The organism is Aliivibrio wodanis (assembly GCF_052920805.1).
Genome location: NZ_JBREXA010000002.1, coordinates 835,915 through 860,274 on the forward strand (window position 1 = coordinate 835,915; position 24,360 = coordinate 860,274).

At 35.9% G+C, this 24,360-nt stretch carries 33 protein-coding genes and 2 pseudogenes; 13 read left to right on the forward strand and 22 right to left on the reverse strand.

Annotated elements, in window-relative coordinates; translation table 11 throughout:
- The first annotated feature begins 107 nt into the window (after positions 1-107).
- Complete coding sequence (locus tag ACU5DF_RS11590) at positions 108-329, forward strand: carbohydrate-binding module family 14 protein (RefSeq protein WP_446712964.1); 222 nt, start codon at positions 108-110, stop codon at positions 327-329.
- Positions 330-369: 40 nt separating this feature from the next.
- Here ACU5DF_RS11590 and cobB read toward each other — a convergent pair whose 3' ends face one another.
- Positions 370-1,080 (reverse strand): Sir2 family NAD+-dependent deacetylase, encoded by a 711-nt coding sequence (gene cobB / locus ACU5DF_RS11595; RefSeq protein WP_446712965.1) that lies wholly within the window; start codon positions 1,078-1,080, stop codon positions 370-372.
- A gap of 100 nt (positions 1,081-1,180) precedes the next feature.
- Positions 1,181-1,291, reverse strand: coding sequence for a DUF3894 domain-containing protein (locus ACU5DF_RS11600; RefSeq protein ID WP_446712966.1), 111 nt, complete (start codon positions 1,289-1,291; stop codon positions 1,181-1,183).
- Between ACU5DF_RS11600 and ACU5DF_RS11605 the strand changes: the two genes are divergently transcribed.
- Together ACU5DF_RS11605 and ACU5DF_RS11610 are read left to right on the forward strand one after the other, a co-directional pair.
- Complete coding sequence (locus tag ACU5DF_RS11605; protein ID WP_446712967.1) at positions 1,248-2,159, forward strand: LysR family transcriptional regulator; 912 nt, start codon at positions 1,248-1,250, stop codon at positions 2,157-2,159. The genes ACU5DF_RS11600 and ACU5DF_RS11605 overlap by 44 nt on opposite strands.
- A 292-nt stretch (positions 2,160-2,451) precedes the next feature.
- The gene (locus ACU5DF_RS11610) at positions 2,452-3,672 is read left to right on the forward strand and encodes a NupC/NupG family nucleoside CNT transporter (protein ID WP_446712968.1); all 1,221 of its coding nucleotides are present in this window, start codon (positions 2,452-2,454) and stop codon (positions 3,670-3,672) included.
- Positions 3,673-3,813: 141 nt separating this feature from the next.
- On the opposite strand, the gene ACU5DF_RS11615 is transcribed toward ACU5DF_RS11610, so the two are convergent.
- The 14 genes and pseudogenes from ACU5DF_RS11615 to ACU5DF_RS11680 all read right to left on the reverse strand — a co-directional run bounded on the left by ACU5DF_RS11615 (position 3,814) and on the right by ACU5DF_RS11680 (position 13,221).
- The gene (locus tag ACU5DF_RS11615) at positions 3,814-4,104 is read right to left on the reverse strand and encodes a putative quinol monooxygenase (protein ID WP_446703938.1); all 291 of its coding nucleotides are present in this window, start codon (positions 4,102-4,104) and stop codon (positions 3,814-3,816) included.
- Positions 4,105-4,179: 75 nt separating this feature from the next.
- Positions 4,180-4,491: a cupin domain-containing protein gene (locus ACU5DF_RS11620; protein WP_446712969.1), complete on the reverse strand. Its 312-nt coding sequence runs from the start codon at positions 4,489-4,491 to the stop codon at positions 4,180-4,182.
- Positions 4,492-4,503: 12 nt separating this feature from the next.
- The gene (locus ACU5DF_RS11625) at positions 4,504-5,160 is read right to left on the reverse strand and encodes a Qnr family pentapeptide repeat protein (RefSeq protein WP_446712970.1); all 657 of its coding nucleotides are present in this window, start codon (positions 5,158-5,160) and stop codon (positions 4,504-4,506) included.
- A 231-nt stretch (positions 5,161-5,391) separates the two neighbouring features.
- Entirely contained in the window at positions 5,392-5,775 is a 384-nt protein-coding gene (locus ACU5DF_RS11630) for a hypothetical protein (RefSeq protein WP_446712971.1), read from the reverse strand.
- A gap of 152 nt (positions 5,776-5,927) precedes the next feature.
- A complete protein-coding gene (locus tag ACU5DF_RS11635; protein ID WP_446712972.1) occupies positions 5,928-6,539 on the reverse strand; it encodes a sugar O-acetyltransferase in 612 nt (203 codons plus the stop codon).
- Positions 6,540-6,589: 50 nt separating this feature from the next.
- Positions 6,590-7,033, reverse strand: coding sequence for a PACE efflux transporter (locus ACU5DF_RS11640; RefSeq protein WP_446712973.1), 444 nt, complete (start codon positions 7,031-7,033; stop codon positions 6,590-6,592).
- Between the two features lie 134 nt (positions 7,034-7,167).
- Positions 7,168-7,980: a hypothetical protein gene (locus ACU5DF_RS11645; protein ID WP_446712974.1), complete on the reverse strand. Its 813-nt coding sequence runs from the start codon at positions 7,978-7,980 to the stop codon at positions 7,168-7,170.
- Positions 7,981-7,986: 6 nt separating this feature from the next.
- The gene (locus ACU5DF_RS11650; RefSeq protein ID WP_446712975.1) at positions 7,987-8,547 is read right to left on the reverse strand and encodes a hypothetical protein; all 561 of its coding nucleotides are present in this window, start codon (positions 8,545-8,547) and stop codon (positions 7,987-7,989) included.
- A 160-nt stretch (positions 8,548-8,707) separates the two neighbouring features.
- Positions 8,708-9,258, reverse strand: a pseudogene (locus ACU5DF_RS11655) (sugar O-acetyltransferase).
- A 123-nt stretch (positions 9,259-9,381) separates the two neighbouring features.
- A complete protein-coding gene (locus ACU5DF_RS11660) occupies positions 9,382-11,325 on the reverse strand; it encodes a tetratricopeptide repeat-containing diguanylate cyclase (protein ID WP_446712976.1) in 1,944 nt (647 codons plus the stop codon).
- A 122-nt stretch (positions 11,326-11,447) separates the two neighbouring features.
- Positions 11,448-11,735 carry a hypothetical protein gene (locus ACU5DF_RS11665; RefSeq protein WP_446712977.1) on the reverse strand — a complete coding sequence of 96 codons (288 nt, stop codon included), beginning with the start codon at positions 11,733-11,735 and terminating at the stop codon, positions 11,448-11,450.
- Between the two features lie 130 nt (positions 11,736-11,865).
- The gene (locus ACU5DF_RS11670; RefSeq protein WP_446712978.1) at positions 11,866-12,129 is read right to left on the reverse strand and encodes a hypothetical protein; all 264 of its coding nucleotides are present in this window, start codon (positions 12,127-12,129) and stop codon (positions 11,866-11,868) included.
- Positions 12,122-12,640, reverse strand: a complete 519-nt coding sequence (locus ACU5DF_RS11675) for a YgjV family protein (RefSeq protein WP_045102042.1) — start codon at positions 12,638-12,640, stop codon at positions 12,122-12,124. The genes ACU5DF_RS11670 and ACU5DF_RS11675 overlap by 8 nt, the downstream gene beginning before the upstream one ends.
- Before the next feature lie 95 nt (positions 12,641-12,735).
- Complete coding sequence (locus tag ACU5DF_RS11680) at positions 12,736-13,221, reverse strand: hypothetical protein (protein WP_446712979.1); 486 nt, start codon at positions 13,219-13,221, stop codon at positions 12,736-12,738.
- 584 nt (positions 13,222-13,805) lie between these two features.
- Between ACU5DF_RS11680 and ACU5DF_RS11685 the strand changes: the two genes are divergently transcribed.
- On the forward strand, positions 13,806-14,927 hold the full coding sequence (locus ACU5DF_RS11685; protein ID WP_446711344.1) for an ISAs1 family transposase: 1,122 nt from the start codon (positions 13,806-13,808) through the stop codon (positions 14,925-14,927).
- A 297-nt stretch (positions 14,928-15,224) separates the two neighbouring features.
- Here the strand turns inward: ACU5DF_RS11685 and ACU5DF_RS11690 are convergent, their stop codons facing one another.
- The gene (locus ACU5DF_RS11690; protein WP_446712980.1) at positions 15,225-15,731 is read right to left on the reverse strand and encodes a hypothetical protein; all 507 of its coding nucleotides are present in this window, start codon (positions 15,729-15,731) and stop codon (positions 15,225-15,227) included.
- A 225-nt stretch (positions 15,732-15,956) separates the two neighbouring features.
- On the opposite strand from ACU5DF_RS11690, the gene ACU5DF_RS11695 reads away from it, so the two are divergent.
- The 3 genes from ACU5DF_RS11695 to ACU5DF_RS11705 all read left to right on the forward strand — a co-directional run bounded on the left by ACU5DF_RS11695 (position 15,957) and on the right by ACU5DF_RS11705 (position 18,004).
- Positions 15,957-16,598, forward strand: coding sequence for a retropepsin-like aspartic protease (locus tag ACU5DF_RS11695; protein ID WP_446712981.1), 642 nt, complete (start codon positions 15,957-15,959; stop codon positions 16,596-16,598).
- Positions 16,576-17,148 carry a hypothetical protein gene (locus tag ACU5DF_RS11700; RefSeq protein ID WP_446712982.1) on the forward strand — a complete coding sequence of 191 codons (573 nt, stop codon included), beginning with the start codon at positions 16,576-16,578 and terminating at the stop codon, positions 17,146-17,148. The genes ACU5DF_RS11695 and ACU5DF_RS11700 overlap by 23 nt, the downstream gene beginning before the upstream one ends.
- 175 nt (positions 17,149-17,323) lie before the next feature.
- Complete coding sequence (locus tag ACU5DF_RS11705; RefSeq protein ID WP_446712983.1) at positions 17,324-18,004, forward strand: DUF3313 domain-containing protein; 681 nt, start codon at positions 17,324-17,326, stop codon at positions 18,002-18,004.
- A gap of 88 nt (positions 18,005-18,092) precedes the next feature.
- Here ACU5DF_RS11705 and ACU5DF_RS11710 read toward each other — a convergent pair whose 3' ends face one another.
- From ACU5DF_RS11710 to ACU5DF_RS11730, 5 genes and pseudogenes are all read right to left on the reverse strand, one after another.
- A complete protein-coding gene (locus ACU5DF_RS11710) occupies positions 18,093-18,374 on the reverse strand; it encodes a hypothetical protein (RefSeq protein WP_446712984.1) in 282 nt (93 codons plus the stop codon).
- Positions 18,375-18,423: 49 nt separating this feature from the next.
- Positions 18,424-19,429: pseudogene (locus ACU5DF_RS11715) on the reverse strand (S66 family peptidase).
- On the reverse strand, positions 19,426-20,196 hold the full coding sequence (locus tag ACU5DF_RS11720; RefSeq protein ID WP_446712985.1) for a GNAT family N-acetyltransferase: 771 nt from the start codon (positions 20,194-20,196) through the stop codon (positions 19,426-19,428). The pseudogene ACU5DF_RS11715 and the gene ACU5DF_RS11720 overlap by 4 nt, the downstream one beginning before the upstream one ends.
- A gap of 207 nt (positions 20,197-20,403) precedes the next feature.
- A complete protein-coding gene (locus tag ACU5DF_RS11725; RefSeq protein WP_446712986.1) occupies positions 20,404-20,895 on the reverse strand; it encodes a type II secretion system protein in 492 nt (163 codons plus the stop codon).
- A gap of 264 nt (positions 20,896-21,159) precedes the next feature.
- Entirely contained in the window at positions 21,160-21,612 is a 453-nt protein-coding gene (locus ACU5DF_RS11730) for an NUDIX hydrolase (protein ID WP_446712987.1), read from the reverse strand.
- 160 nt (positions 21,613-21,772) lie between these two features.
- Here ACU5DF_RS11730 and ACU5DF_RS11735 point away from each other — a divergent pair, with 160 nt between their 5' ends.
- From ACU5DF_RS11735 to ACU5DF_RS11760, 6 genes are all read left to right on the forward strand, one after another.
- Positions 21,773-22,015 carry a type II toxin-antitoxin system Phd/YefM family antitoxin gene (locus tag ACU5DF_RS11735; protein WP_446712988.1) on the forward strand — a complete coding sequence of 81 codons (243 nt, stop codon included), beginning with the start codon at positions 21,773-21,775 and terminating at the stop codon, positions 22,013-22,015.
- Between the two features lie 7 nt (positions 22,016-22,022).
- Positions 22,023-22,322, forward strand: a complete 300-nt coding sequence (locus ACU5DF_RS11740; protein WP_446712989.1) for a type II toxin-antitoxin system RelE/ParE family toxin — start codon at positions 22,023-22,025, stop codon at positions 22,320-22,322.
- Between the two features lie 309 nt (positions 22,323-22,631).
- A complete protein-coding gene (locus ACU5DF_RS11745; RefSeq protein WP_446712990.1) occupies positions 22,632-22,907 on the forward strand; it encodes a type II toxin-antitoxin system TacA family antitoxin in 276 nt (91 codons plus the stop codon).
- Positions 22,904-23,407: a GNAT family N-acetyltransferase gene (locus ACU5DF_RS11750; protein WP_446712991.1), complete on the forward strand. Its 504-nt coding sequence runs from the start codon at positions 22,904-22,906 to the stop codon at positions 23,405-23,407. Before ACU5DF_RS11745 ends, ACU5DF_RS11750 begins: the two co-directional genes overlap by 4 nt.
- 236 nt (positions 23,408-23,643) lie before the next feature.
- Entirely contained in the window at positions 23,644-23,889 is a 246-nt protein-coding gene (locus ACU5DF_RS11755) for a type II toxin-antitoxin system CcdA family antitoxin (protein ID WP_446712992.1), read from the forward strand.
- Entirely contained in the window at positions 23,890-24,207 is a 318-nt protein-coding gene (locus ACU5DF_RS11760; protein ID WP_446712993.1) for a CcdB family protein, read from the forward strand.
- Positions 24,208-24,360 lie beyond the last annotated feature (153 nt).

Here is a 24,360-nt window from a genome sequence, read left to right on the forward strand (position 1 = left end):
TTATGCGCAAAACATAACAACTTGTTTACCTAACATTGAACTCTGTAAATATTATACTAGATTTATTTTGAGATATTTTTCATCTCAAAATAATAAAAGGATATATTATGTTTACATTTAAAAAGTTGTTAGTTGGTTTAGGCTTATTAAGTATTAGTGCTATGACTAGTGCTAATGCAGGTTTTTGTGCTGGGAAGTTAGATGGCTATTATCCCGACCCTACAAATCCTGCAAGATTTTATCAGTGCTTTAACGAAATTACTTATATTCAACAATGCTCGGTAGGACAAGTATTTGACTCAAATTCAAATACATGTACCTGGGCATAAGTCATTAATTAATAGCCATATATTAGCTGATATATGGCTATTACTTTAATAATTCAGACACTAACTCAGGAACTAACACCCCAGCCTTACCATAACGCTTCTCTTCAAACTCATCATCAACAGCACTTGGTTCTAAATTAACCTCAATAGTATGTGCACCATGAAGTCTTGCTTCATGCACAAAACCCGCAGCAGGATAGACTGAGCCAGATGTGCCAATAGAAATAAACAAATCCGCCTTATTTAGCGCATCATGAATTTTTCCCATTTCTAATGGCATTTCACCAAACCAGACAACATGAGGTCGTAATTGTGCGGGGATCTGACAACAATGACAGAGATCGCCTGTGTGAATATCATCTGTACACATAATCACTTGATTCGATTCTTCACAACGTATTTTATTCAATTCACCATGCATATGAATCACATTTGAACTGCCACCACGTTCGTGCAAATTATCAATATTTTGCGTCACAACAGTAACCGTGCCATCGAGCTCTTTTTCAAGCTTAGCGAGCGCTTTATGAGCCGTATTAGGCTGGATTTCATCACTTTTTAGCAGAGCACGACGTTTATTATAAAAGGTCTGAACCAAGTCAGGATCCTTTAAAAAACCTTCAGGCGTCGCTACGTCTTCAATTCGATGATTTTCCCATAGGCCATCACTTGCGCGAAACGTTTGAATTCCTGATTCAGCAGAGATCCCTGCTCCTGTTAAAATAACAATATTCTTATATGGAAATAACATTCAATCATCCTTAACTGCTCTTATTTATAGGTAAACTTTACCATGAAAAAACCATGTACTTTCAATAGATAACTTAAAACAAAGACACAACTCACTTTATTCAATTCAATCGCTCTATTACAATAGAAGCGTTCTTTTTACTGTTAAAGTTACCAATAGAGAAGCCTATGTTAAAGCAAGCCAAACAAATGATCGTGTTTAATGCGCTCACCCAGCAGAAAAGCTTTACCAAGGCTGCTCAGCTTCTAGATATCTCGAGAACACAAGTTAGCCTGCAAATTCAGCTTCTTGAGGAGCGTTTAGGTGTTCAGTTAGTTCAACGAACTACACGCTCTTTTTCCCTTACTGAAGCAGGTCAATCATTCGCTGTGCATTGTGCCAATATCGCCGATGAGATTAACGAAGCTGAAAACGAATTGCTTTCTAATATCGATACACTAAATGGTAAGTTACGTGTTGGTATCGCACAGTCTTTTGCAACCAATCACATATTGCCATATTTATCTGAGCTTCATCAGCGCTATCCACAGCTCAATATAGAGATAACTTTGTTTGATCATAAGATTGATGTGATTGCAGAGCAATTAGACTTATGGATAGGTGTGATGGATTCCCCTCCCGAAGGATTTGTAGCAAGACATCTTATTGATTGTCATTTTGTGCTTGTCGCTAACTCTACGTATCTTGCTAAACATGGGATCCCTTATCACCCTTACGATCTTAAAAAGCATAACTGCCTAACTTACATGAGCCGTGAGCGTAAAGATAATGTGTGGGGTTTCCATAAGGGAGATGAGAATCTACAAATAAAAGTGTCAGGGAATTATCGAATTGATTCTGCCGATGCAATTCGTAACGCGACCGTATCAGGTAATGGTATAGGCTATATTGCGACTTATCTGCTTTCTGATGAATTACGAAGTGGTAAACTTGTGCAACTTCTTCCTGATTGGGAATTAAATCAATCAATGCCTCTTTATGCCGTTTATCCACGTCGTAAATTCTTAGCCAAAAAAGTACACATCTTTATGGAGTTTGTCCGCCACCACATTAATGCAGAGAAGATTGATAATGTGTAATGGCTACCTAATCAATTTTTTAATCATTATTAATTACATAAGTCGGTAAAAAACCACCACACTTTAGGGATAATGATTGTAAATAATTGGCTTAATTATCCCATATAGTAACAACTGACTCTCTCATACGTGACAAAGCTCTCAATCAGGCTGTTATTGATGGAACTATAAACAAATTACCTTGTTTTTGTTATGGCTATGTAGTTTCAATAACATTTTGATCCTTGTCACACTTTTATTTTTGACTAGAATACCCCCGCAATCATTAACTAAATACTATTGGAGTTTGACCTTGAACTTTTTGGTCAGTATTTTAGGCATTGTTTGCCTATTCGCGATTGCGTTTCTTTTTTCAGAAAACCGACAAGCCATCAAATGGCGCACTGTATTAGGCGCGTTCTTAATTCAGCTATTATTTGCCGGATTCATCCTCTATGTGCCAATTGGCCAAACTATCCTTAATAGTATCTCCATGGCTGTCTCAGACATTATTGCTTATGGACGTGTAGGCACAGAATTCCTTTTTGGTGATTTAGCTCAGTACAAATTAGGCTTTATTTTTGCCGTCAACGTTTTGCCTACCATCGTTTTCTTCTCTGCATTAATCTCTGTTCTTTATTACTTAGGTATAATGGGATGGATCATTAAAATTATTGGTGGCGGTTTACAACGCTTCCTTGGCACAACTCGTACAGAATCAATGTCAGCAACCGCTAATATCTTTGTTGGTTCAGTTGAAGCACCGTTAGTTGTTCGTCCTTTCCTTGCTAAAATGTCACGTTCTGAATTGTTTGCCGTTATGGTTGGTGGTTTAGCCTCTGTAGCTGGTGGCACAATGGTAGGTTATGCAGGTTTAGGCGTTGAATTACGTTACTTAATCGCAGCTAGCTTTATGTCGGCTCCTGCAGGTTTGATGATGGCAAAATTAATAGTCCCACAAACCGAAGACATTAACGAAGCAGATCAATACGAAGATGATGTCGTAGATGACGCTCCTGTAAATATCATTGATGCTGCCTCACAAGGTGCATTAAATGGATTACAAATTGTCTTCGCAGTAGGTGCAAGCTTACTGGCTATTATTAGCTTAATTGCCCTAGTTAATGGTGGATTACATAAGATAGGAATGTTAGTTGGTTTTGAAAACTTAAGCTTAGATCTTATTTTTGGTTACCTATTTGCCCCTGTTGCATGGTTAATCGGTGTGCCATGGTCAGAAGCAACTGTTGCAGCAAGTTTAATTGGCAAGAAAATCGCGATTAATGAGTTTGTAGCCTTTGCTGACTTAATGGCAGTAAAAGACCAATTAAGTGAGCATTCTCAAGCTATCGTTACCTTTGCTTTATGTGGCTTTGCAAACTTAACCTCTATTGCCATGTTAATGGGTGGATTAGGTGGCGTAGTACCAAGTCGCCGTCCTGATATTGCACGCTTAGGGATGAAAGCTATCTTTGCCGCAACATTAGCAAACTTAATGAGCGCAACAGTTGCAGGTATCTTCCTTTCCTTCTAAGGGAGTCGATACTGATAAATACATAAAATATAAAATATAAAAAAGCCACTCATGATAATACGTGAGTGGCTTTTTATTTATGACTTACTAGCTATACAATAAGCTTGGTGCATCTAATAAATTGTTGGTGTTTAATCTGTACTAAAGCTTCGTCATACGATTAAGAACAAATGAAGCGACTGAACCGTCTACCGCTTTTACATACTCAGCGATATGAGCCGTATTTAAATGGTCTTGTAAAAGAGCTTCACTCTCCCATTGCTCATGGAATACAAATACACACGGGTTGTCATTGTCTTGATGTAAATCATACTGAATACAACCAACTTCTTTACGTGTTGGTTCAAGCAACTTAAGCATTTCTGCTTTAACAAATTCCGCTTTACCTTCTTGTGCTTCAATTCTTGCAACAATAGTCAGTGTTTGAGTCATTATATTTGTTCCGTACTATTAATAGAGAAGATAGAGTAAACGATTAAAAGCCCAAATGTAAGAACCTTCATTTATTCAATAGAAGACCGCTAACCAAATCGTTAAATTATCAGGATCCGTTTTACTCACTTTATGCTTTTGATGTGCAGGGATAGTTAAATAATCCCCCTTATTTAACGTTCTCTCAGTTCCATCCTCAAATAAAATAGAACCAAAACCTTCAAGCACTAAAATCCACTCATTCTCATCTTGATCATACCAACCAGATTCAGGAGAGCTTTGACCTGACGATACTATTCTCTCTATACGCACTGAATGACTTGTCACTAAATCAGTAAATACCTCATTGCTGAGATCATTAGGAAGGTTTGTAAACAAATTACTCATCGCACTCTCCTATTAATCAGGTAAAACAACTAAACCCAGTGGTTCTAATAATTGCTCTTGTTGCCAACCACAAATTTTAACGCCCGTTAAATCGACTCTGCGAGGATCTAAGCCTTCTAATTCACAATGACACAAATTAGCATCTTGTATTTTAAATTGCCCCCATACGTCTTCAGAGAATGAACCACGAGATAAGTCAGATCCTTTAAATGAAGCTCCCTGCAAATTAGCACCGTTCCACTTGTTCTCAAATAAATCACACTTTTCAATGCACAAACGTTCAAAGTTTGCATAAGACAAGTTACAACCCGTGATATAAGCAGAGCAAAAATACATTTGATGGCTGATTTGATTTACAAAACTAGCTTGAGCAAAATTAGCCCCTTTAAGATCGCAATCTCTGAACTCTACTCCGAATCCATTTGCGCCTTTAAAATTAGCCATCGTTAAGCGACAATTTTTAAACGAAGCATCTCGTAAATCGCTATAGTCAAAGTGACAACCTTCAATTGCACCTTGTTCAATAAAGGCGCAGTCAACAAATCGAGCGTCTCTAAGGTTTGCGCGGCTAAAATTACAACAATAAAACTTACACCCTTCATAATACGAATCACTTAAGTCTTGGCGTGAGAAATCTATTTTGTCGAATACTTCATTATATATAGCCATGTCTAACCTCTCTAATTCGTGTCAGAGAAGACTATCAGTATCTCTAATAAATACCAATAAATATAAAACCTTTAAAAACAGCAAGTTAAAATCGCTCAAAATGGCCATTTAAAGGCGCTAAACAAGAGCTAGGAGGGGTAGAAATAAATTAAATGATTGCTAGGGTGAAAGAAAAAGTTTCACTTAAATTAAAGAAGCGTGAGGAATAAAAGAGCACGCTTCTTTGATGGGTTAATATACTAATATTTTACTCTTGGAACGAACAAAGTCAGATACTTGTTTACTACGTGGTAAATGCAGTTTCATTACGCTATCGCAACAGTACATAAGTGATTGAACTGCTTTAGCCTCCCACTCATCGTGACTTTCTTCTGCTGTTATTGATACATATATATCCATTTTATGATTATATGTCTGAGAATGAGAAGCATGACTATGGCTTGAGTTAAAAATAACATCTTCGCATGCTCTAGCTTGATTCTCTATTGCCCATCTCTTTACAAAATAAGATTGAGCTGCATTACTTAATGTTATTGTACTTACAAAATCTTGATCATTAACATATAGATCAATTGCCCTATTTAGTTGGTGTAGAGCTATGGCTACATTATCCATGATTACCTCCTTGTTTATAATGTTAACTATTAACTTGTACTCCAAAACAAGTTAGTCACTTTACAGTTTAGGAAATTTAATAAAGACAAAATGCAATCGTGATCACTAATAACACAAGTTGTTTAAAAAAAAGACAATTGTTAATTCTATCTTTAATTATGACAATCCATTAATGAGCCCCACATGATGTCTAACTCTTCATCTGTCGGCATCTTACTATGAGAAATTGACTTAATAACACGGCAAGGATTACCAACCGCAACACAGTCAGAAGGGATATCTTTAGTTACTATGCTACCCGCACCAATAATGCTTCTATTACCAATGGTTACTCCATCCAGAATAACACTATTAGCACCAATCCATACGTTATCGCCAATAACAATAGGATTACCTGTAGCAATAGGAAGCACTCGTTCAGCAAGATCAAAAGGATGTCCGGCAGTGCTAATGACCACATTAGGCCCAATTTGAACGTATTCACCAATAGTTACGGGAGCAAGGTCAAGAATAGTGACGCCTGTGTTTAAAAAACCACCTTGTTTAAAGCGAATATTTTTCCCCATATCACAATAAAAAGGAGGAATGATGGTAACTCCTTTATTGCTTCCTAAGAGATCATCCAATAGAGCTTGTCTAAATACGTCTTGCGACGGACGGCTATGGTTAAAATCATAGAGTTTTTCTTTTACTTGGTTTTGAAAATCCATCAATTCACGATCAATAGGAATATGCACACTAAAATCTGACAATTTATGACTCATTCTCACTCCTTGTTAAATTAGGCTCCCTATTTAAATCCAACCAAATAAAACTATATTGTTACGTTCTCATTCTTTAACTGAGTTTTATGCTGTATAGGGAAAGCTTTATCATAAGCCAAGTTATAGATATAAGCATAAAACAGATAAAACACAACGAGACCAATATCTAAAATAAAGGCTTCAACTAAGCTGATATTTAAGAACCAAGCCATTGCTGGAATAGTAAGAACCAATAATCCCCCTTCAAAACCTAAACTGTGCATGACACGATTCATCGTCGTTTTTACTGTGCTGCCTGTTCTTTTTATCATGTAGTTATCAAATAGAATGTTATAGACATAGTTCCATCCCGTAGCCACCACAGAGAAAACAACGCCCATAATACCCACATGTCCCATTTCAAAGCCAAACTGACTTAGGACACCAACAATCAATACCAAACCAATTAATTCAAATAAAATAGCGTGACGAATACGATCAAAACGAGTTCTCATTATATAACTCCAAAATTAAATATTAGCGGTATTATATAAACAAAAAATGATAGATAAAGTTAGTTACCATCTGAAATTTAGATGGGTTGTGCCTTTCTATAAATCAGCCTTGCCCAGACGTCATTCTAGCATTACTACTTCTTAGCAAGGTGTTCCAAAGCATAAGCTCTTAAGACTTCAGCATTATTGGCGTAATGCTTATTTCCGCAAGTAATTCCACCGTAGGTAATGTCTGGGGTGGAATAGAATGGATGTAATTCCTCAGCATAAGACATAACGGTACCCTTACCACCACAAAGATAACCGTAAGAGTATGGTTTTATATTGTGCTGCTGATCTAACGCTAAAAAATTATCGTAATCAAAAGCACTTCCTTCTGATTGTACAGAAAGAGTATCCATATCATGGTTTGCCCAAGCAAGATGTCCAAGTTCATGCTCTAGAACTGTTGATTTACATCCAATATCTAGAATAAAAAATTGCGGATATAAGGAGACATCTGTTTCACCACATTTTTCAGGGTGAAAATTGACGTTTTCTATATCAAAAACAACACCATAATAATGATGTGTATTTTGTGATAAGGCATTAATTTTTTCTGGTTGAAAGTATTCTAGTAAGTTATGTACTAAATCGATGCTTTGAAATTCTGAATTAACAATCTCATCTAGATAAACGATTTCTGCCAACGTTCGTTTCATTGGGATACAAGAGTTAGTTAAGGCTTGATTCGAAAATTTTATCCAACTTGTAATATGCCCTTCAACAACAAATGGGGCATACCTCTCCTTTACTGACTTCGCTATAAAAAAAGTAATGGGTGTATCTAAAATTTGATCCATATAACAATCACGAATAACCATCTTATTGTCTTTTGCATATACTAATGCTGACAACATCATCATATGAACAATAATTACATTACGTATAAGTACACTGACTTTCATAATACTTTACTTTGATGCCTCAAGTTGCTTCTCCATCTTTAATTCAGCGGATACCTTCGTCACCCGAACTGAAATAGCAAAACATATTAAATAAGGACTTAAATACCAAAACAGCTTTTCTAGTGGGTGCTTCTTTGTTTCCAATAAAGTTGTTTCATAAATCTGTTTTTGACTTTGGTAGCTATCAAACATTCCTTGTAACCACATCACATCCGATTCAATAAAATTAGGATCAAATGTAATTGCTGGGAGATCATCAAACGTGATATTTGGAAGTTCAAGAAAATTGACCGATTGTAAATACTTTGCAGACGCTAAAAACCACACGCAAGATTCTTGAGCTTCATTCTGCTCACTCATAATTGACTCCCCAGAACAAATAACATTTTTCAATTGAGTAGTCGTAAAATTATTAATCGATTCTAGGCTCAATACTGCTCTAGTATGCTCTGTTTCAGCCCAATCACTGGCAACTCTCGACCTTACCTCAGATACCGTTCCCATTAACCCAATACCAGCTACAAGTGGCCAAAGATAATCAACCTTCTTCCATTGAACTTTCGACAAGTTTTTACCACACAATAAAGGAACATGAAGTGCCCCTGTAAGTAACAAGGTAAAAAAAACGAAAAAGGTTGAATGTGAAAGGATTATCTCACTACTAAAAAAACTATCCATACTACTTATTGTGACTCTTACTCATCATACAATCTCTATATTAATCGTACTATTCGATTGATTTAGTTACACGACATGGATTACCGACAGCAACACAGTTATCTGGAATATCACGAGTTACTACACTACCTGCACCTATCACACAATTATTACCAATCGTTACTCCTGGTAAGATAGATACATTACCACCGATCCAAACGTTATCTCCAATATGAATGCTAATACCATATTCAGTGCTTTGGCGTTCGATAGGATTTAGTGGGTGTGTTCCTGTTGAGATCATTACGTGTGGGCCTATCAATACATTATCTCCGATAGTAACCTTGCAAACATCAATGATCGTCAAATTATGGTTAGAATAGAAGTCGCTCCCAATCTCAATATTATAGCCATAATCACAAAAAAAGTTTGGCTCCATATGCGCGCTATGGCTTTTATGTTAAGAAGGCCTTTTAATATAAGCATTCGTTCATCTAGCTTAGTAGGATCTGCTAAGTTAAATTGATGACATATCGCCTTCGCGTTCATACGATCTTTTAATAAGGCTTCATCCCATGCATCATATGGAAGGCCTGCAAGCATATTTTCTTTTTCGGTCATTTTAGAATCTAACATTAAAATTTTAATCCCTATAAACTAGCTTACTTATTTTTATAAAAAAACACCTAAGTGTGAGCAACTGTCGTATGGCTCACACTTAGGTGTTAATTAATAAGGTATATACTATATTTTAGCAAATACTGCTTTATTACGCCCTTCTTGTTTAGCTTTGTATAATGCTTCATCCGCCTCTACAAATGAATTATTCTTCTGTTGTAAAATGCTAACGGGATGAGCGCAACTAACACCAATAGACAATGTGACAGATAATTCACCAGAACGAATAATAAAAGGTGTTTGATTCATCACGCATAAACAATTTTCTATTCGCTGTAAAAGGTGCTGATCTTCTTTTATTAAAAATAGAAACTCTTCTCCTCCCCAGCGAACAAAGACCTCTTCATCCTCGACTAACGCTTTTATCCGTTGACTGGTCTCAATTAACACTTCATCTCCAACATCATGGCCATATTGGTCATTTACCTGTTTAAAGTGATCTAAATCCATTATTACGACACAGTAGTCAGCTTCACTGTCTAAGATACGAAGGTGATCTAATTCCTCGTTATAAAAACGGCGATTATAAATACCAGTTAAAGGGTCTATATTAGAAATGTTCTCTAGCTCGATGTTCTTACTACGCACAGACAGGATACGATGAATAACAACAATAATGACAATTATACTAATAACAACCCATAGTATAGCAATGCGAAAATGTATTTGTTCTTCTTTCAGCCGTAGCATATTCAATTCATTCTCAATATCTAAAAAATCGCGTTCTTCTTGTATTTGACGCATATTGAAATCGTTTTCTAATTCATACACTTGGTTCAATAAACGTTCTCTATCTTGAGAATAATAATTTTTGTAGATTTGAAGAGCTTTTTCTGGCTGTCCTAGTTTTTCATACAGCTCAACTTTGACTAAATAGGTTCTCATTAGCCATCTTTCGTGCTTAACTTCATTAAAGATATCCAAGCTAAGATTTACTTGCTCTAGTGCTTCTTGATAATAAGTCTGTCCAAATAATGCTTTTCCATAAATAAGATGGCATAAACCTTGTTGAGTAACAAATTGGTTACCTGCTGGGTGAGAAAGACAACGCCTAGCCACTCGTCCGGCTTCTTCATAGTTGCCCTCCAATAAATTCAGTCGAGCCTCGCCCTTTAGCTTAAGAAGATCATAAAAGGGATGCCAACCTTCTTCATAATATTCAAGTGAAGATTCATAAGTGTTTCTTGCTTTTAACATATCCTCTAATTTGGAGTAAACAAAGGACTGATTAAGCAAGATTATCTGTAATGAGTGGTTTTCCACTTTGTCGCTGATTTTATACAGTTCAGCGGCTTTATTTAGATAGTAAAGAGATCTATCCCACTGCTCTAAATGAACATAAAGTAATCCGAGATTATTGTGTAATTTACTATTATATATATTGCTTGGGTGACGCTTAGCAAGCATAATCCCTTTATAAAAATAGTGTTGAGCTTTACTTAATTGATTCGAGGCATTGTATAGCGCACCTGCGGTGTTATATGCTTTTAACAATAGTGCATCTGCTTTGGTGCTTTCTCCCAATTGCAGGGCATTTGAAATAAGATTTAATCCACGTTCAATCTTGCCACTACGAGCTAATTCTATTGATTGACTAATTTGAACTGATAATGTTAACCATTGAAAATCATATTGTTCTGCAAGTTTAAGTTGTTGATTTAGATAAAAAGCGACCTTATCTTTATCTCCTTTCCTCTGTGCTATTGCTTCTTCAATCATTGCTTGATATACATTTTCAATAGGTAATAAACTAGTAGGAACCGTGGTTTCTTTAAATTGAATAAATGCTTGCTCAGCTTGCGTAAGATCCGTTAACAACAAAGACTTTATATTTAGCAGCTGTTGCCCATGTTCCGTTTTAGCAACCTCTTTATCTGGAGAAAATGAAAAGACAGCCAAGGAGACCGGCAGCGAGCGGAAGATAAAGACATCCATTGTTAACATCAACAATAGTGTAACTATTGATATTAACAGGCTTAATGATATTTTTTTCATACTTCTTTTTTGCACTATATAATCCTTTATACGTACAGATAAAAACAACCATAAAATGGTGATACTAGTGCATATAATATCTTACAGAGAGCTCTTATATGCACTATTTAAATCTATAGATGATTATACTGTAAATATTACGATGTTTCATAAACCTTATTTACGATATCCTCCTTTGATAACTCTCTACCTTGCCAAACCACCACTTTATGTACTTTTGTACTATGGCTTAGTTCAAATAAGACTCTCTCTTCAACATTAGAAAGTCCTCCTTCGCATAAATATCGCTGGTGAACAATGATGATTGGAGGCAATTTAAACATTGTTTTTGATAAGATCTCAGACAAACCGTTACGTAGAGCTTTATCTGCGGCATAAAAATCCCCAACCGCTAATCTTTCTGTTGAGAATGGTAGATCTGACATCTCCAAATGCTCACGATTAGTTTTACAGTTTCTTAAATGAAAACAATCCTTTTTTACTTGGATATATATAGATTCTCTATAGCAATCAAACAACGTTAACTCCTTACGTTAATAAACAAATCTAATAACCTCATTTTCTTTCAAAAAAACAGCGTGATATTGTAGAACCGATCGCAAAGACAATCGCAAGAAAAACTAGAATAAAAACAGCCGATACCAAATAACTAAGACCAACAGAAAAACCAAATCCCCAAGCCAACGAAAAAACCAAACCTTGAAAGGCTTCATAAGGCCATTGATAAAATGGGAAATGTGAGTCTATGGATAACAAAGTTATCATTGAAATCAGAGCCAAGAATGACGCTACTAGTCCAATAATAGTTACCTTACTCATGAGTACTTTCACTTCTTAATTGCTTTTTATAATAAAACCGATAATAGCCCACAAGATTACTGCTAATAAACAACACTTCCATTAATACTGCGGTTGGTGATCCAATGACATAGTTGTGTACTAGCCAAAAACTGGTGCCAATAACCATCAACTCTCGTAAACGCTTATCATCTTGATTAAAAGCGGCAACGGTTTGAAACATAGAACCAATACAACTTAATATACTTGCCAGTCCTGAATACGTAACGATCGATGTAATAATAGATAACGAACAGAACAAGTATTTCAGTTTTAAAGCCGTTGAAAATATACTGGTCAAATAGCGAACTGTTGCAATCATCATTAACCCAGCAGCAGTCCATTGCTCAAGCAGTATAAAATGACTAGAAATTAAAATACCGGCACAAAAAAGACAAGCAACAATTCTTTTTCTCTCTTTGAATTGAAACGACATAAGGTCAAATCCAATTGCTATTGCAACTAAAATTTGAGATATAAAAAATAATGACACTATATTCCCCTGTAGTTAGACATTAGAGTTACTCACACTTATAGCACCAAACTAAGTGAGAATGTCTATCTGAGCAAGGTAATTTTATAAATCCATCATATGCCAACTTTAAAAGAAAGCTCAAGCCTATCTGACATTTCCTTAAATTCATGTAAGATTTGTTCATAACCGTATTTAGAAGGCAACTCCCAGTCACTACATTTAGATATTTCAGGGATGCCTGCTAGTAGTTTCAGCTGAAAACGCGCTTTATTATCTCTCGCCATAAAGCGTATATCATAATCAGAATAACAATATACCGAGCTAGCTCCCTCTTGTAGCTTCCAACGTATAACTCCCTTTCCCAATAAAGTGCCATTCAGTTCATTCTCAACCCTTAATACTGGTTGGCTTTTTCCATACGTTGCTGCTATGTGGTGCCGTGCCTTTTCCCAAAGAGCACCTTGCTGACCCTTAAGCTCTGAATAAGTAAAGGTTTGAGCTTTAATATCCGAAAGTAAAATAGGTTTGATTTCCGGGGGCGTAGGCATCGAACAGCCTGATAATAAAATCACAACTAATGCATTTACTACTTTATTCATTCTAGACTCATATTCAGCTGTAAGACTCCAGTACAAGAATACTACAACTGATTGTATTTATTTAACTATTTAAACTGTCCATTAAGTATTTACAGAAAGCAGACTGCAAAAAAATCAAAATCGGCTTTAATATTATATAATGCCCAATGCTATTAAGATAAATATCGGCCCAAGAAGGACGACGATACTTCCAATTAAACAAAGCAATGATAAACCAAGAACTCTCCAGTTTGAGTGAAAATCGAACCCCTCAGCACTCTCAATATCAACTTTTTTCATTTGATATTTTTCAGATACATATCTCCCTACTACAATGTAAAAAATAGTGAATGGAAGACTTGATACGTCATCTGGAAGCAATGGAAGAATAATGATTAGTGCAAGTATCAATGCTATTCCATATTTTATGGTTTTATTTTTCAACTCTTCATTATTTAAAGTTGAAAAATTAGAGGCTAAGAAATAAATTAAACCAATAGGTCCACCTCAGGGCAAGATCACGAATGTTTTTTAATCAATTAAACGATCGATTTGACGATCAGATTTACCTGTGATCATATACCTCCTTTAACGAGGAGAATTCGATGCACATTGACCATTTTAAAGAACACTTTCATGAAATAACAGACCAAAGACAAGGTGCAAAAGTAACCTATTGCCTTTTTGAAGTTCTATTCGGCTCAATGTGTGCTGTTATTGCAGGAGCAAAAGGCTGGTTTGATATTAGAGAATACATTCTTGGTCATCACGCTTGGTTTGAACGTAATGGTATGTTTTTAAATGACATTCCTGTCGATGATACGATTGCTAGGATTGTTTCAAATATTGAACCAGAGCAATTTCATCAATGCTTCGTCTCTTGGATGTCTTCAGTGCATTCTTTAACTCAAGGCCAAGTCGTTGCTATTGATGGCAAGACACTTCGTGGCTCTTATGATCGAGACGACCGCTCAAGTACTATCCATATGGTGAGTGCTTACGCCTCTTCAAACAAATTGGTTTTAGGGCAGTTAAAAACAGAGCAAAAAAGTAATGAAATAACAGCTATTCCAGAGCTTATTAAGATGCTTGATATTAAAGGCGCATTAGTGACTATTGATGCCATGGCATGCCAAACGGCAATAGCCAAAGTCATAATAGATAAGGGCGCAGACTACTTATTAGCAGTAAAAAACAATCAAGGCTCGCTACGCAAATCTGTTGAAAAAGCATTTTCAAATCAACGCTCTACAGTAAACAAACTCATTAACCTTGAGCAAGGTCATGGCCGTATTGAATCACGTCAAAGTTATGTATTACCAAGTACAGCTCTAGAAGGTAACTTTTCTCGTTGGAAAGGCTTAAAAAGTATCATCATGATTGAAAGCTTTCGTGCCATTAAAGGAAAACAGCCCAGTCTAGAATATCGTTATTACATTAGCTCAAAAGAATTAAGTGCAGAGCAAGCAGCAGTGGCGGTCAGAGAGCATTGGGGGATCGAATCAATGCACTGGGTACTCGATGTCAGCATGAATGAAGATGCTTGCTCTATATTCAAAGATAATGGTGCCGAAAACCTTTCCTGCTTACGACACATGAGCTTGAACATGCTCAGAGCTGAGCCCACAAAACTGAGTATCGTGGGTAAACAAAAGCGATGCATGATGAATACTTCAATGCTTGAATCTGTTTTAACGGCAGGTTTTTTCTCAGAGGTTAAAATTTAACCACTCATGCGGTTGCCCTGAGGTCCACCTAATGTACTACATACAATCTGAGTCGGTGAATATACCTTTCTAACTACTTTAGAATCCTGAATTTCTTCTTCGCTTATTTCGGTCATACTATCAGACATCCCTTTCCCTTATTTAAATAATAATCATAAACTTGAAAATTAACTTAGAACCTAAGCATTAATGGTTATTATACTAAACCATGAAAAAATATCTTTATATCACTTTTAAAATTGCACTCACCTCTAAAAACAACCACTCATTACATTAACAAATAAATTATTAATTAGTTTATGGCAACAATATACTTATATCTGGGTTTTGGTTATATTCAAACCAAAAATCAAAAGCCTCACTAATAATGCGTTCATCTTTAGTTGAATTAAAATCAATTTCCATTTTCTGCTTAATTGAAGTAATTGATACTACCGTTGCCTGTAAGTCGACAGCTACACTCTCTTTCATACCATAATGCTCACCGCGTTTATAAGCATTTAATAAATGATTCGCTTGATATAGAGCTGGGTGTTTTTTTCTTATTATTTCAAGAATATTTATGATTTGGTGATCATTCCACCCTTGTGACTTCTTCTGTTCATGGAAAAAATACTCTAACACTGTATTTAATGACTCAATGGCATTAAGAAACAATCTAAGTCTATGGTACTTTTCAGCTAACATAATAGCTGTTTGCTTCTTTTGCCGTTCCACTAAACCAAAATAATCAAAACAATTCTCTAGCGCGATATGATTTAAGTAGCTCTGATGATTATCTAAAGGACCATTTAATAGAGACATAAAGCTAACCTCCTCTGCTATAAAAGGGTGATACCTTACAGACATTATAGTCAACAACGATAAGAATTAGACTTAAATTATTTAAAGGGATTGAAAACCAGAGATTAAGTAACTCATCTTAGATGTCTTTATTTATAAAAGAGCCCTTATTTTAAGGTAATTTATTTACCACAACTCCCTTTTGCATTAGCATGGTGAATCAATAAAACAAAAAAACATATACCAATGAATATAAAACATTCGAAACTATCTGCTTCGCTCGCTTTCATCTTAGGTATTAGCCTAACTTCGGGGTGTACATCAACTTTATTAGAAACCACTACAGATCAAACTTCGCCTATTTTAGAAACTAACATTGAAGAAAGTTTAATTATTCCTGTCATTATTGGCAATAAAACCTACTCATTTTTAGTAGATACTGGTGCTAGCGTAACTGTAATTGATAGCAATATTGCTAGCGAAATAACTGAAACCACTGATTTTTCTAATCTAGCACTTCATTATCAAAAAGATTTAGAAAGCATAAGAACAGTCTCAGGTTCAATGAATGGCACTGATATGACGTTCCTTAAACCAGTTCCTATGTCTATTGGTTCAAAAACCATTCGTGACCATGAGGTTTGGCTATCATTAGATATGGAACTTCTATCACAAGCTATTGGCGTTGATATCGACGGTATTATTGGAATTGATACATTTAGACAAATTAACTGGTTAGTTAATAACTCTACTAAACGTCTAACATTATTAAATGATTCTCCCTTAACAACACAATTTGACCAATGTATTGGTTACTCTGATAGCTACAATCACTCCCCTATCCTATATCTTGCATATGGTGATTATGATATTTCAGTTCTTTGTTGATACAGGGGCAAGTCATAGTTACTTTGGGCAAGAGTTTATTGATTATTTAAACCAAAACACACAATCAGTGGCAACTATCCCACAAGCTGCATTAGCAATTGAAGCGAATGGTCTAACTTACACTGATACATATGTTCTTAGTGATTTAACATTTAATAACATGCCTCTAGGCGATCTTGAAATTGGTGGAACACCACAAGAAAAATTTGCTCTTGGTATGAACTTTTTCTCTCGTTTCCAGCAATATGCATTTATCCCAAGTAAAATGATGTTCTGTTACAATGCAGATACAATTCAAAAAGAGTGGACCAAACCAAATCGAACTATTCGTACTCGTTATATCAATGAAGAACTTGAAATATTCTACAACCCAGAAACAATAATGGCTGATTATGGGCTTAGAAATGGGGATATCATTCTAAAAGTAAATAATAATGTATATAAGCCGATACAAATAGATAAATTAAATGATGTATTGTCTTACACAGAAAAAGGTAAGCTTTCAGTTACAATCCGCCGAAACGGTGAAGTCATTATTATCAATATTTAATTATTCGTTAAAATATTAGGCAGTAAAGTCACATGGTTATATTGCCTAATATCTCTTTAGAAAAGAACCAAATAAGCATAAGTCTATTATAAAAGAGATATATTACGGTCAAATTCACATTATTTTCACTTTAAACCAGGTATACTGTAAATTAAAATAATTTAGAGAATATGAAATGAGTTTAAGCAATTTTAAGGTCGCAATAATTACACTGCTATCTGTATTTTTATTTGGTTGTGCAAATGGCCCTCTTCAACACGCAACAAAATTTACGTCTTATGATGATTTTCAAGCAGGCCCAGAAGGTGGTGTTGATTTAGTCTGGGCAAGAATTGGTTTACGAGATCCTGACCGTTTACATCAAAAACTAATGACGTACGATTCTATTGTTATCGATAAAGTGATTGTCGTTGCCGATGAAGATACGTTAGATAAAGAGCAGATCGAAGAATTAGTAGATTACACCATAGAACAACTCACGCTAAAGGTTTCGCCATACAAACCCGTAATAGATACCCCGACTGAAAGCTCATTACGCCTTAGTATTGCTTTAAGTAATGTTGAAACACCAAACCCAATACTCGCAGTAACAAGTACAGTGCTTCCTTATGGATTAATTATCTCTACCATTTCGAAATTAGCAACAGGTGAGCATACCAATGTAGGCAGTGCAACTATCGAGTTACTCGTTAGTGATGCATCGACAGACCAACCATTATTTTCAGCCATTGATCGTGAAGGAGGAAACAAAGACTTCTCAACCATGATTGATTCACTAGATGATGCAAAAGATGCCATCAATTTTTGGGTAGATCGTTTAGGTATTACCTTACTGGAATGGAAAAAACCAGATTAATCAAAGAACTAATCTTACCATTTAAGTATAAATCGCCTTTACCAGACGATATATACATATTAAATGCGTAAGACCTAGCTCCGAAATACTAAAGCAATGCGACACCTTCTATCTCGATAACTGAATTGGCATCTGCTCTCTCAATAATTTTCAACAATGTTGTTTGAACCAATTCATTTTCTCTTATTTCAGTCTCACAAGAGAATCGTTCTTCTTGTGAGCTGTCGCCTTCACCCAATGTAAATTGAACCACAACTTCCGTTGCACAATCTTTCGTTGCTCCGTAATAGGCTAACGTGATTTTAGGATAACCATTGAAGCCTTTTTTAACCTGTTTAGCGATGCGTTTTTTAGCTTTATCCAAATTCATACAACTTCCTTTTTATTACCAAACTAGTACAGAGAAATCAGTATATTTGTTATACTGCTGACAACCAAGGACTTTCCAGTTTAAACAATTGCTTATCAAAATCGATACTGACATTGATGCCTAATGGAGTTACCAACATTGGGTGTGTATGACAACTATCAAACCCGTATAATATCGGTATGTCTTTACCATTTAAAACTTCAAGTAATACATCTAATGGGTGAACGATTCGTGCCTTTATGATCAAAAAGCTCATGCTTACCAAGTACTATTGCACCTACCTTATCAAAAACACCACAAGCCATTAAGTGAGCAAATGAGCGCTCAACCGTTTCTATGCCTTGAAGTGAATCTTCAATAAAAAGTATATCGCCAGAGTTAATGTCTGGCATATAGCAACTGCCCCAAATACCAGAGATAGTATTAAGGTTGCCACCGACTAGGCGACCAGTAATCAACCCTCGGCCAAGGAAATCCCATTGGTTAGAATAGACAGGTTTATAACTATTCTGCGTCTCCCAATCCACTCTAATATCAGTCCAAAATTTCGGCATCTCATATTGATATTGGTTTGATGTTGAACACAAGATATCAAGGAAAGACTGAAGTGTTTCATCAACCAAGGGAGGAAACTCACCAAAAGACGCGACAAGTGCAGGACCATAAAAAGTAACCAAACCTGTCTTTGCATAAATACCAAGTAATAGCGCAGTAACGTCTGAATAACCAATAATAATCTTAGGGTCATTTTTAAGTGCTTCATAATCTATATATGGAAGCAGAGAATTACTATTGTTACCACCAATAGTAGACATAATACAACGAACACTTGGATCCCGAATAAGCTGATTAAGCTCTTCTGCCCTAGCTTGAATTGAACCTGAGCGATAAGAATCAGAGCATCCTGTTAAAGAGCCCTCAACCATCTCGAAACCTTGATTTTCTAAGTACGATTTAGCCCGTTCAAACCGATTTGGAGCAAAAACAGTTGCTGGTGATGAGGGTGAGAAAAAACCAATTTTATCACCTATCTTTAATCTCTTTGGATATATCAAATTTTAGTCCTCAAAGTATATGGTGTTGTTTTCGCAATAAATTGAAAGCCATACTTTTCTACAATTGGCTTACTCATATCTGAAGCATCAATAATTAAATACTGAATATCACGCTTGATAGCATCATTAATTCGCTTATGTAAAAGAGCCGAATAATAACCTTTGCTTCGGTATTCTTTGAGTGTACTGCCACCCCAAATCCCTGCAAATGGGCTATTTCGTGTATAAACAATCCACCCAGATGCAACGGGTAAATCATTTTCATAAATAACATATATTGTTAAATCATCGGGGGCCGCTTTTTTCGCATTGATAAGTTGAGCTAATTGACCGCTAAAATCTCCACCCCATACTTGTTCTTGTATAGAAATAGCATCCTTTATTCCTTGTTCGTCACTCACCTCAACACATGCATCATTGTCAACATCCATCATAGACAGATCATTCAAACTAAGCGCCATGAAGGATTCGGATTCACCCTTTTCAAACCCATGAGATATCAACTTTTTATCAATTGAAATGGGTAAATCTGTATCGTAAACCTTCCATTCAAAAGACAAATCACGTTCAGTGAAATAAGAAATTTCTCTTTCAATAGCACTATCTATATTTTCATCATTCAGTTCGAAAAATGATATAAAACTGCCATATTGGGTATCAGAAACAAATTTCACTAACTCAGGAGTGACAACTTTTGTATAACCACCGAGAGTACTCCCTTTTCGTTCGTATTCATTATAAATACGAGTAACTTCCTGTTTATTCATGATTTCCTCGAGACCGTTAATTTCTGAATAACGCCTACAAACACACTAGTTAGTATGCAGGTTAAACCTAAACTTATCACTTAAACACGATAAACCCAAAGAAACCTTGAATGTCGAATATAGTAAATCGGGTTGATGAACAAGTAATTGTATCTACAACTTCGATAAGTAGCCAAGTTTGAGGATATAAAGTCTTGGTATTATGAATTAACAATCTCGGTAATATTTAGTGATCTTTAAGTCACCGTAAGCGAGTTGATTGTTAGCACCAAAATTACCAAAACTTCTTGAAACCATAACAAAACATTGCTTTGTTCTCGATTTACTAAAATCGACATCTTCTCCCAAACCAACCATTAGAACTGGAATATTATCACCATGAAAATTTTCCATTGAATAGCCTGTTGTGTTCATCGCATTTTTTACATTATCGGCTTTTAAACTGATATAACCACGGTTCACGTAAACATCGGTCCCAGGTAATAAAACGTCACCACCACTATCATCAACTCCCGTAATGGCCGCTTTGCTCACTGCTATCGTATCTGCCGTATGAAACTGTGCAATAAAACCATCCAATGCAGCGATACGTGCATCTGATTGTGAGTTGAGAAATTTAGGTGCGGCAACGACAGAAAGTATGCCAAGAAGAACGATTACGACGACGAGCTCTATTAGAGTAAAACCACTGATTTTCATTATGTACCTAGCGAATAATTCTGACTTATTTTTAATTTATAAAAGATAACACATTTAATAAATTCAGCCAGACGCAGAAAGTAATAATTCACAAAATGAACGTTGGTTGCCTTTTTGTTCACCAGTAAACGTAGGTAACTGAGAAAATAACTATCATTGGTGATATTAGAAAAGTGGTTGTTTACTCTAAATTCGGTATGAGAGATGGAGTATGTGGAATGAAAAGCATCAACCCTTGAGTGGGCATCGAACCTAAAATTCTTGCTAGTCGACATCTACCCGATAAAGCGCATTAACTGGCTTCTCTACGAAATACGACCACACGTGCTTAAACACTGCGTGTTGATTTGGAAATGGTGCCAACTCTACTGCTTCTTCTAAACTACACCATTTATATTCTGTATGCTCTTCATTTAAAACCACCTCTTGCTCTGGTGGGCACATTACAACGAAAACAGGTATAAGCTGAATGACATTAACACTCGCTTCATAAAATTGTTCTAGAAACTGAGCATTGTATAGGTTTGACACTTCAATTTGAGTCTCTTCCTTAAACTCACGAACGATAGTATCAATGCCTGTTTCATCGTCTTCAATTGAGCCTGCGACATGACACCAAAAGCCACCTTTTACTCTTTTCATTAGTAGCATTTTCACTTCGCCATCAATTTTTGATAATGCCACTCCTGACACAACTGATGAATTTAATGGGATCATATTAACCTCTTAATTTGATATTTTGTTTGTCGGACTAACGCCTTAATCACTGATACTTGTTGTTAGATTATCTTTCGCACTAATCGCACGATTTAATTAAATTGCACATTTAACATGATAACCTATAATATTGCTATACTTGCAGACTTGGACCTTAACCATGTATACATTAACAGCAAATGATGCCAAACGTAATTTTGGTGAGCTACTTCTAAACGCTCAACGTGAGCCAATTAAAATTAGCAGAAACAACAAAGATGCCGTTGTTGTTATGTCGGTTAGAGACTATGAAGAACTAGAAGCAATGAAAGCCGATTACATTAAACATTGCTTTGAGTCAGCAAAAGTAGACTTAGCCCAAGGCAATGTGGTTGACGGTGAAAAGTTCCTAAGCACGTTGTAAGTAAAGTATGCAAAAAAGTAAATATAAACTAAGTAAATTAGCACAGACTCATTTACACAAAATTAAAAATTATACCGTTACAAATTTTTCCGAGATACAGTGGAGCGCATACAGAGGCACTCTTCTTACCGGTTTTCAGATGCTCGCTGAGAACCCAGCAGTAGGCAGAAGCTGCAACGATTTATATCAAAATGGTTTTTACTTCCCAATAGGCAAACACACAGCTTACTTTACTAAGGAAGACGGCTTTATTTTGGTCGTTGTAGTCCTTGGACGATCGCAATTGCCACAAAACCATCTGCGATAATTATCACACCCTCGCATTTTGAGTTAGGGTGCAATTCTGTTTCGCCATCACTCTTAAGTAATCTGTTAATTTTATTGCCTCAATTCAGTATAAAGCGTATAACGCCTGCATAACACGTTGACTACTATACAATCATACTTGAAATTGACGCCTCAAAACGAGAAACATCCAGCAAACTAAAATTTCCGAGTGTGGTAAATTGTATTAATACGATTATTAACTGAGTGCCAAAATGACACAAATCTTGTCAGCGTATAATAATTAAACTACAATTCACTCGTGCCACTTTGACACTGAATGGAGATTATTATGGCTAGTGCATTGCCTCGTATTACAGCACGTGTAGATCTTGATACACAAGAACTACTCTCTCAGGCTGCGGCCATTGCCGGTATGTCTAGCATTAACTCATTTGTGCTTAGTGCAGCTGTAGAAAAAGCAAAAACTATTATGGAACGTGAACGTGCCCTACAACTAAGCCAGCAAGATGCTATGACGTTAATGACTGCGTTAGACCAACCAGCTAAACCTAATAGCAAATTACAAAAAGCTGCTTCACGTTATATGGATAAAACTCAAGAATGAATACTGTCCAATTAGAAAAAGCTAAACATGACCGAAACCGTTTTGATTGTGGCATTACCGCACTCAATAATTACTTGAAAGTTATGGCAAGCCAACAAGCTAAGAAAGACAATACGCGTACCTTTGTTCTTGAAGATAAACAATGTCCTGAGCACATTATTGGTTATTACACATTAACAATGATACCCATTGATATTCAGGATTTACCTCCTAAATTACAAAAGAAACATCACAGTGTAACTTCTGGTGGTTTGATTACTCGCTTAGCCGTTGACCATAGATACAAAGGTCAAGGTTTCGGTGAATGGCTTTTGATTGATGCACTTAGAAAGCTATTAATGGCAAGTGAAACAGTCGCCTTCCCTGTTGTCATTGTTGATGCAAAAGATGGCGCTGAGCATTTCTATGAAAAATACGGATTTACCGCATTCAAAGACGCTGATAACAAACTGTTTATTACAATTGCAGACATTAGAGCCAGTATCGGTGAATTAATTTAAACCAAGAAGCAGTTAACGAGACTGTAGGACTTCTCCCTCGCCCATTCTCAACCAAGATCCTATCCACATTTCATCATAATAGAAGCTTGAACACACCAATAACTAATCTCCCTGAGCTTGGAAGTATTCGTAATAAAAAAGCCTCAGCCTTGAAGTTGACACCATAGTCGTTTGTTAAACACCCTCTAACGGCATATACTGAATCCACATATTTAATGCGCATGAATGGTAACCTTATGAGAAGCCAATACAATAAACAAGCGATAAAAAAAGCAACTAATCTAACATTAAACAGCGATCTACTCGCTGAAGCAAAACGATTGAAAATAAACCTTTCAGCAACACTGGAAAAAGCATTATCACAAGAAGTAAGCAAACTAAAAAGACAAGAGTGGTTAGAACAAAACTCAGAAGCTATTGAAGCTTGCAACGAACTAACCGAGAAGCATGGTCTTTTTTCTGATTCATACCGAGTATTTTAAATGTCACAATTTACGCTTTATAAAAACAAAGATAAAAGCTCAGCCAAAACGTACCCTTACTTTGTAGATGTCCAAAATAATTTACTCGATAACCTAAATACTCGATTAGTCATTCCATTAACGCCAATTGAACTGCTTGCTAAAAAAGCCCCAGGTCACCTTTGTCCTACGATTCATATTGATGAAGGTGACTTTATAATGCTAACTCAACAAATGACAAGTGTTCCAGTTAAAATCTTAACCGAACCAGTTAATGAGTTATCGACTTTCAGAAATGAGATCATTGCTGCAATTGATTTTTTAATCACTGGCATTTAACGCTGGCAGCGCAGCGCTTAATCCTTATTTGTTAACTGTACACTTGCTCAGTCTAATTTATATGGTATCCCTGTGTTTTCACCAAAAGAACCACTGTAATATTTTTGAAAATCTAGTCCTGAAAAGTCTATTTTATTTCGATACTAGGCTGAG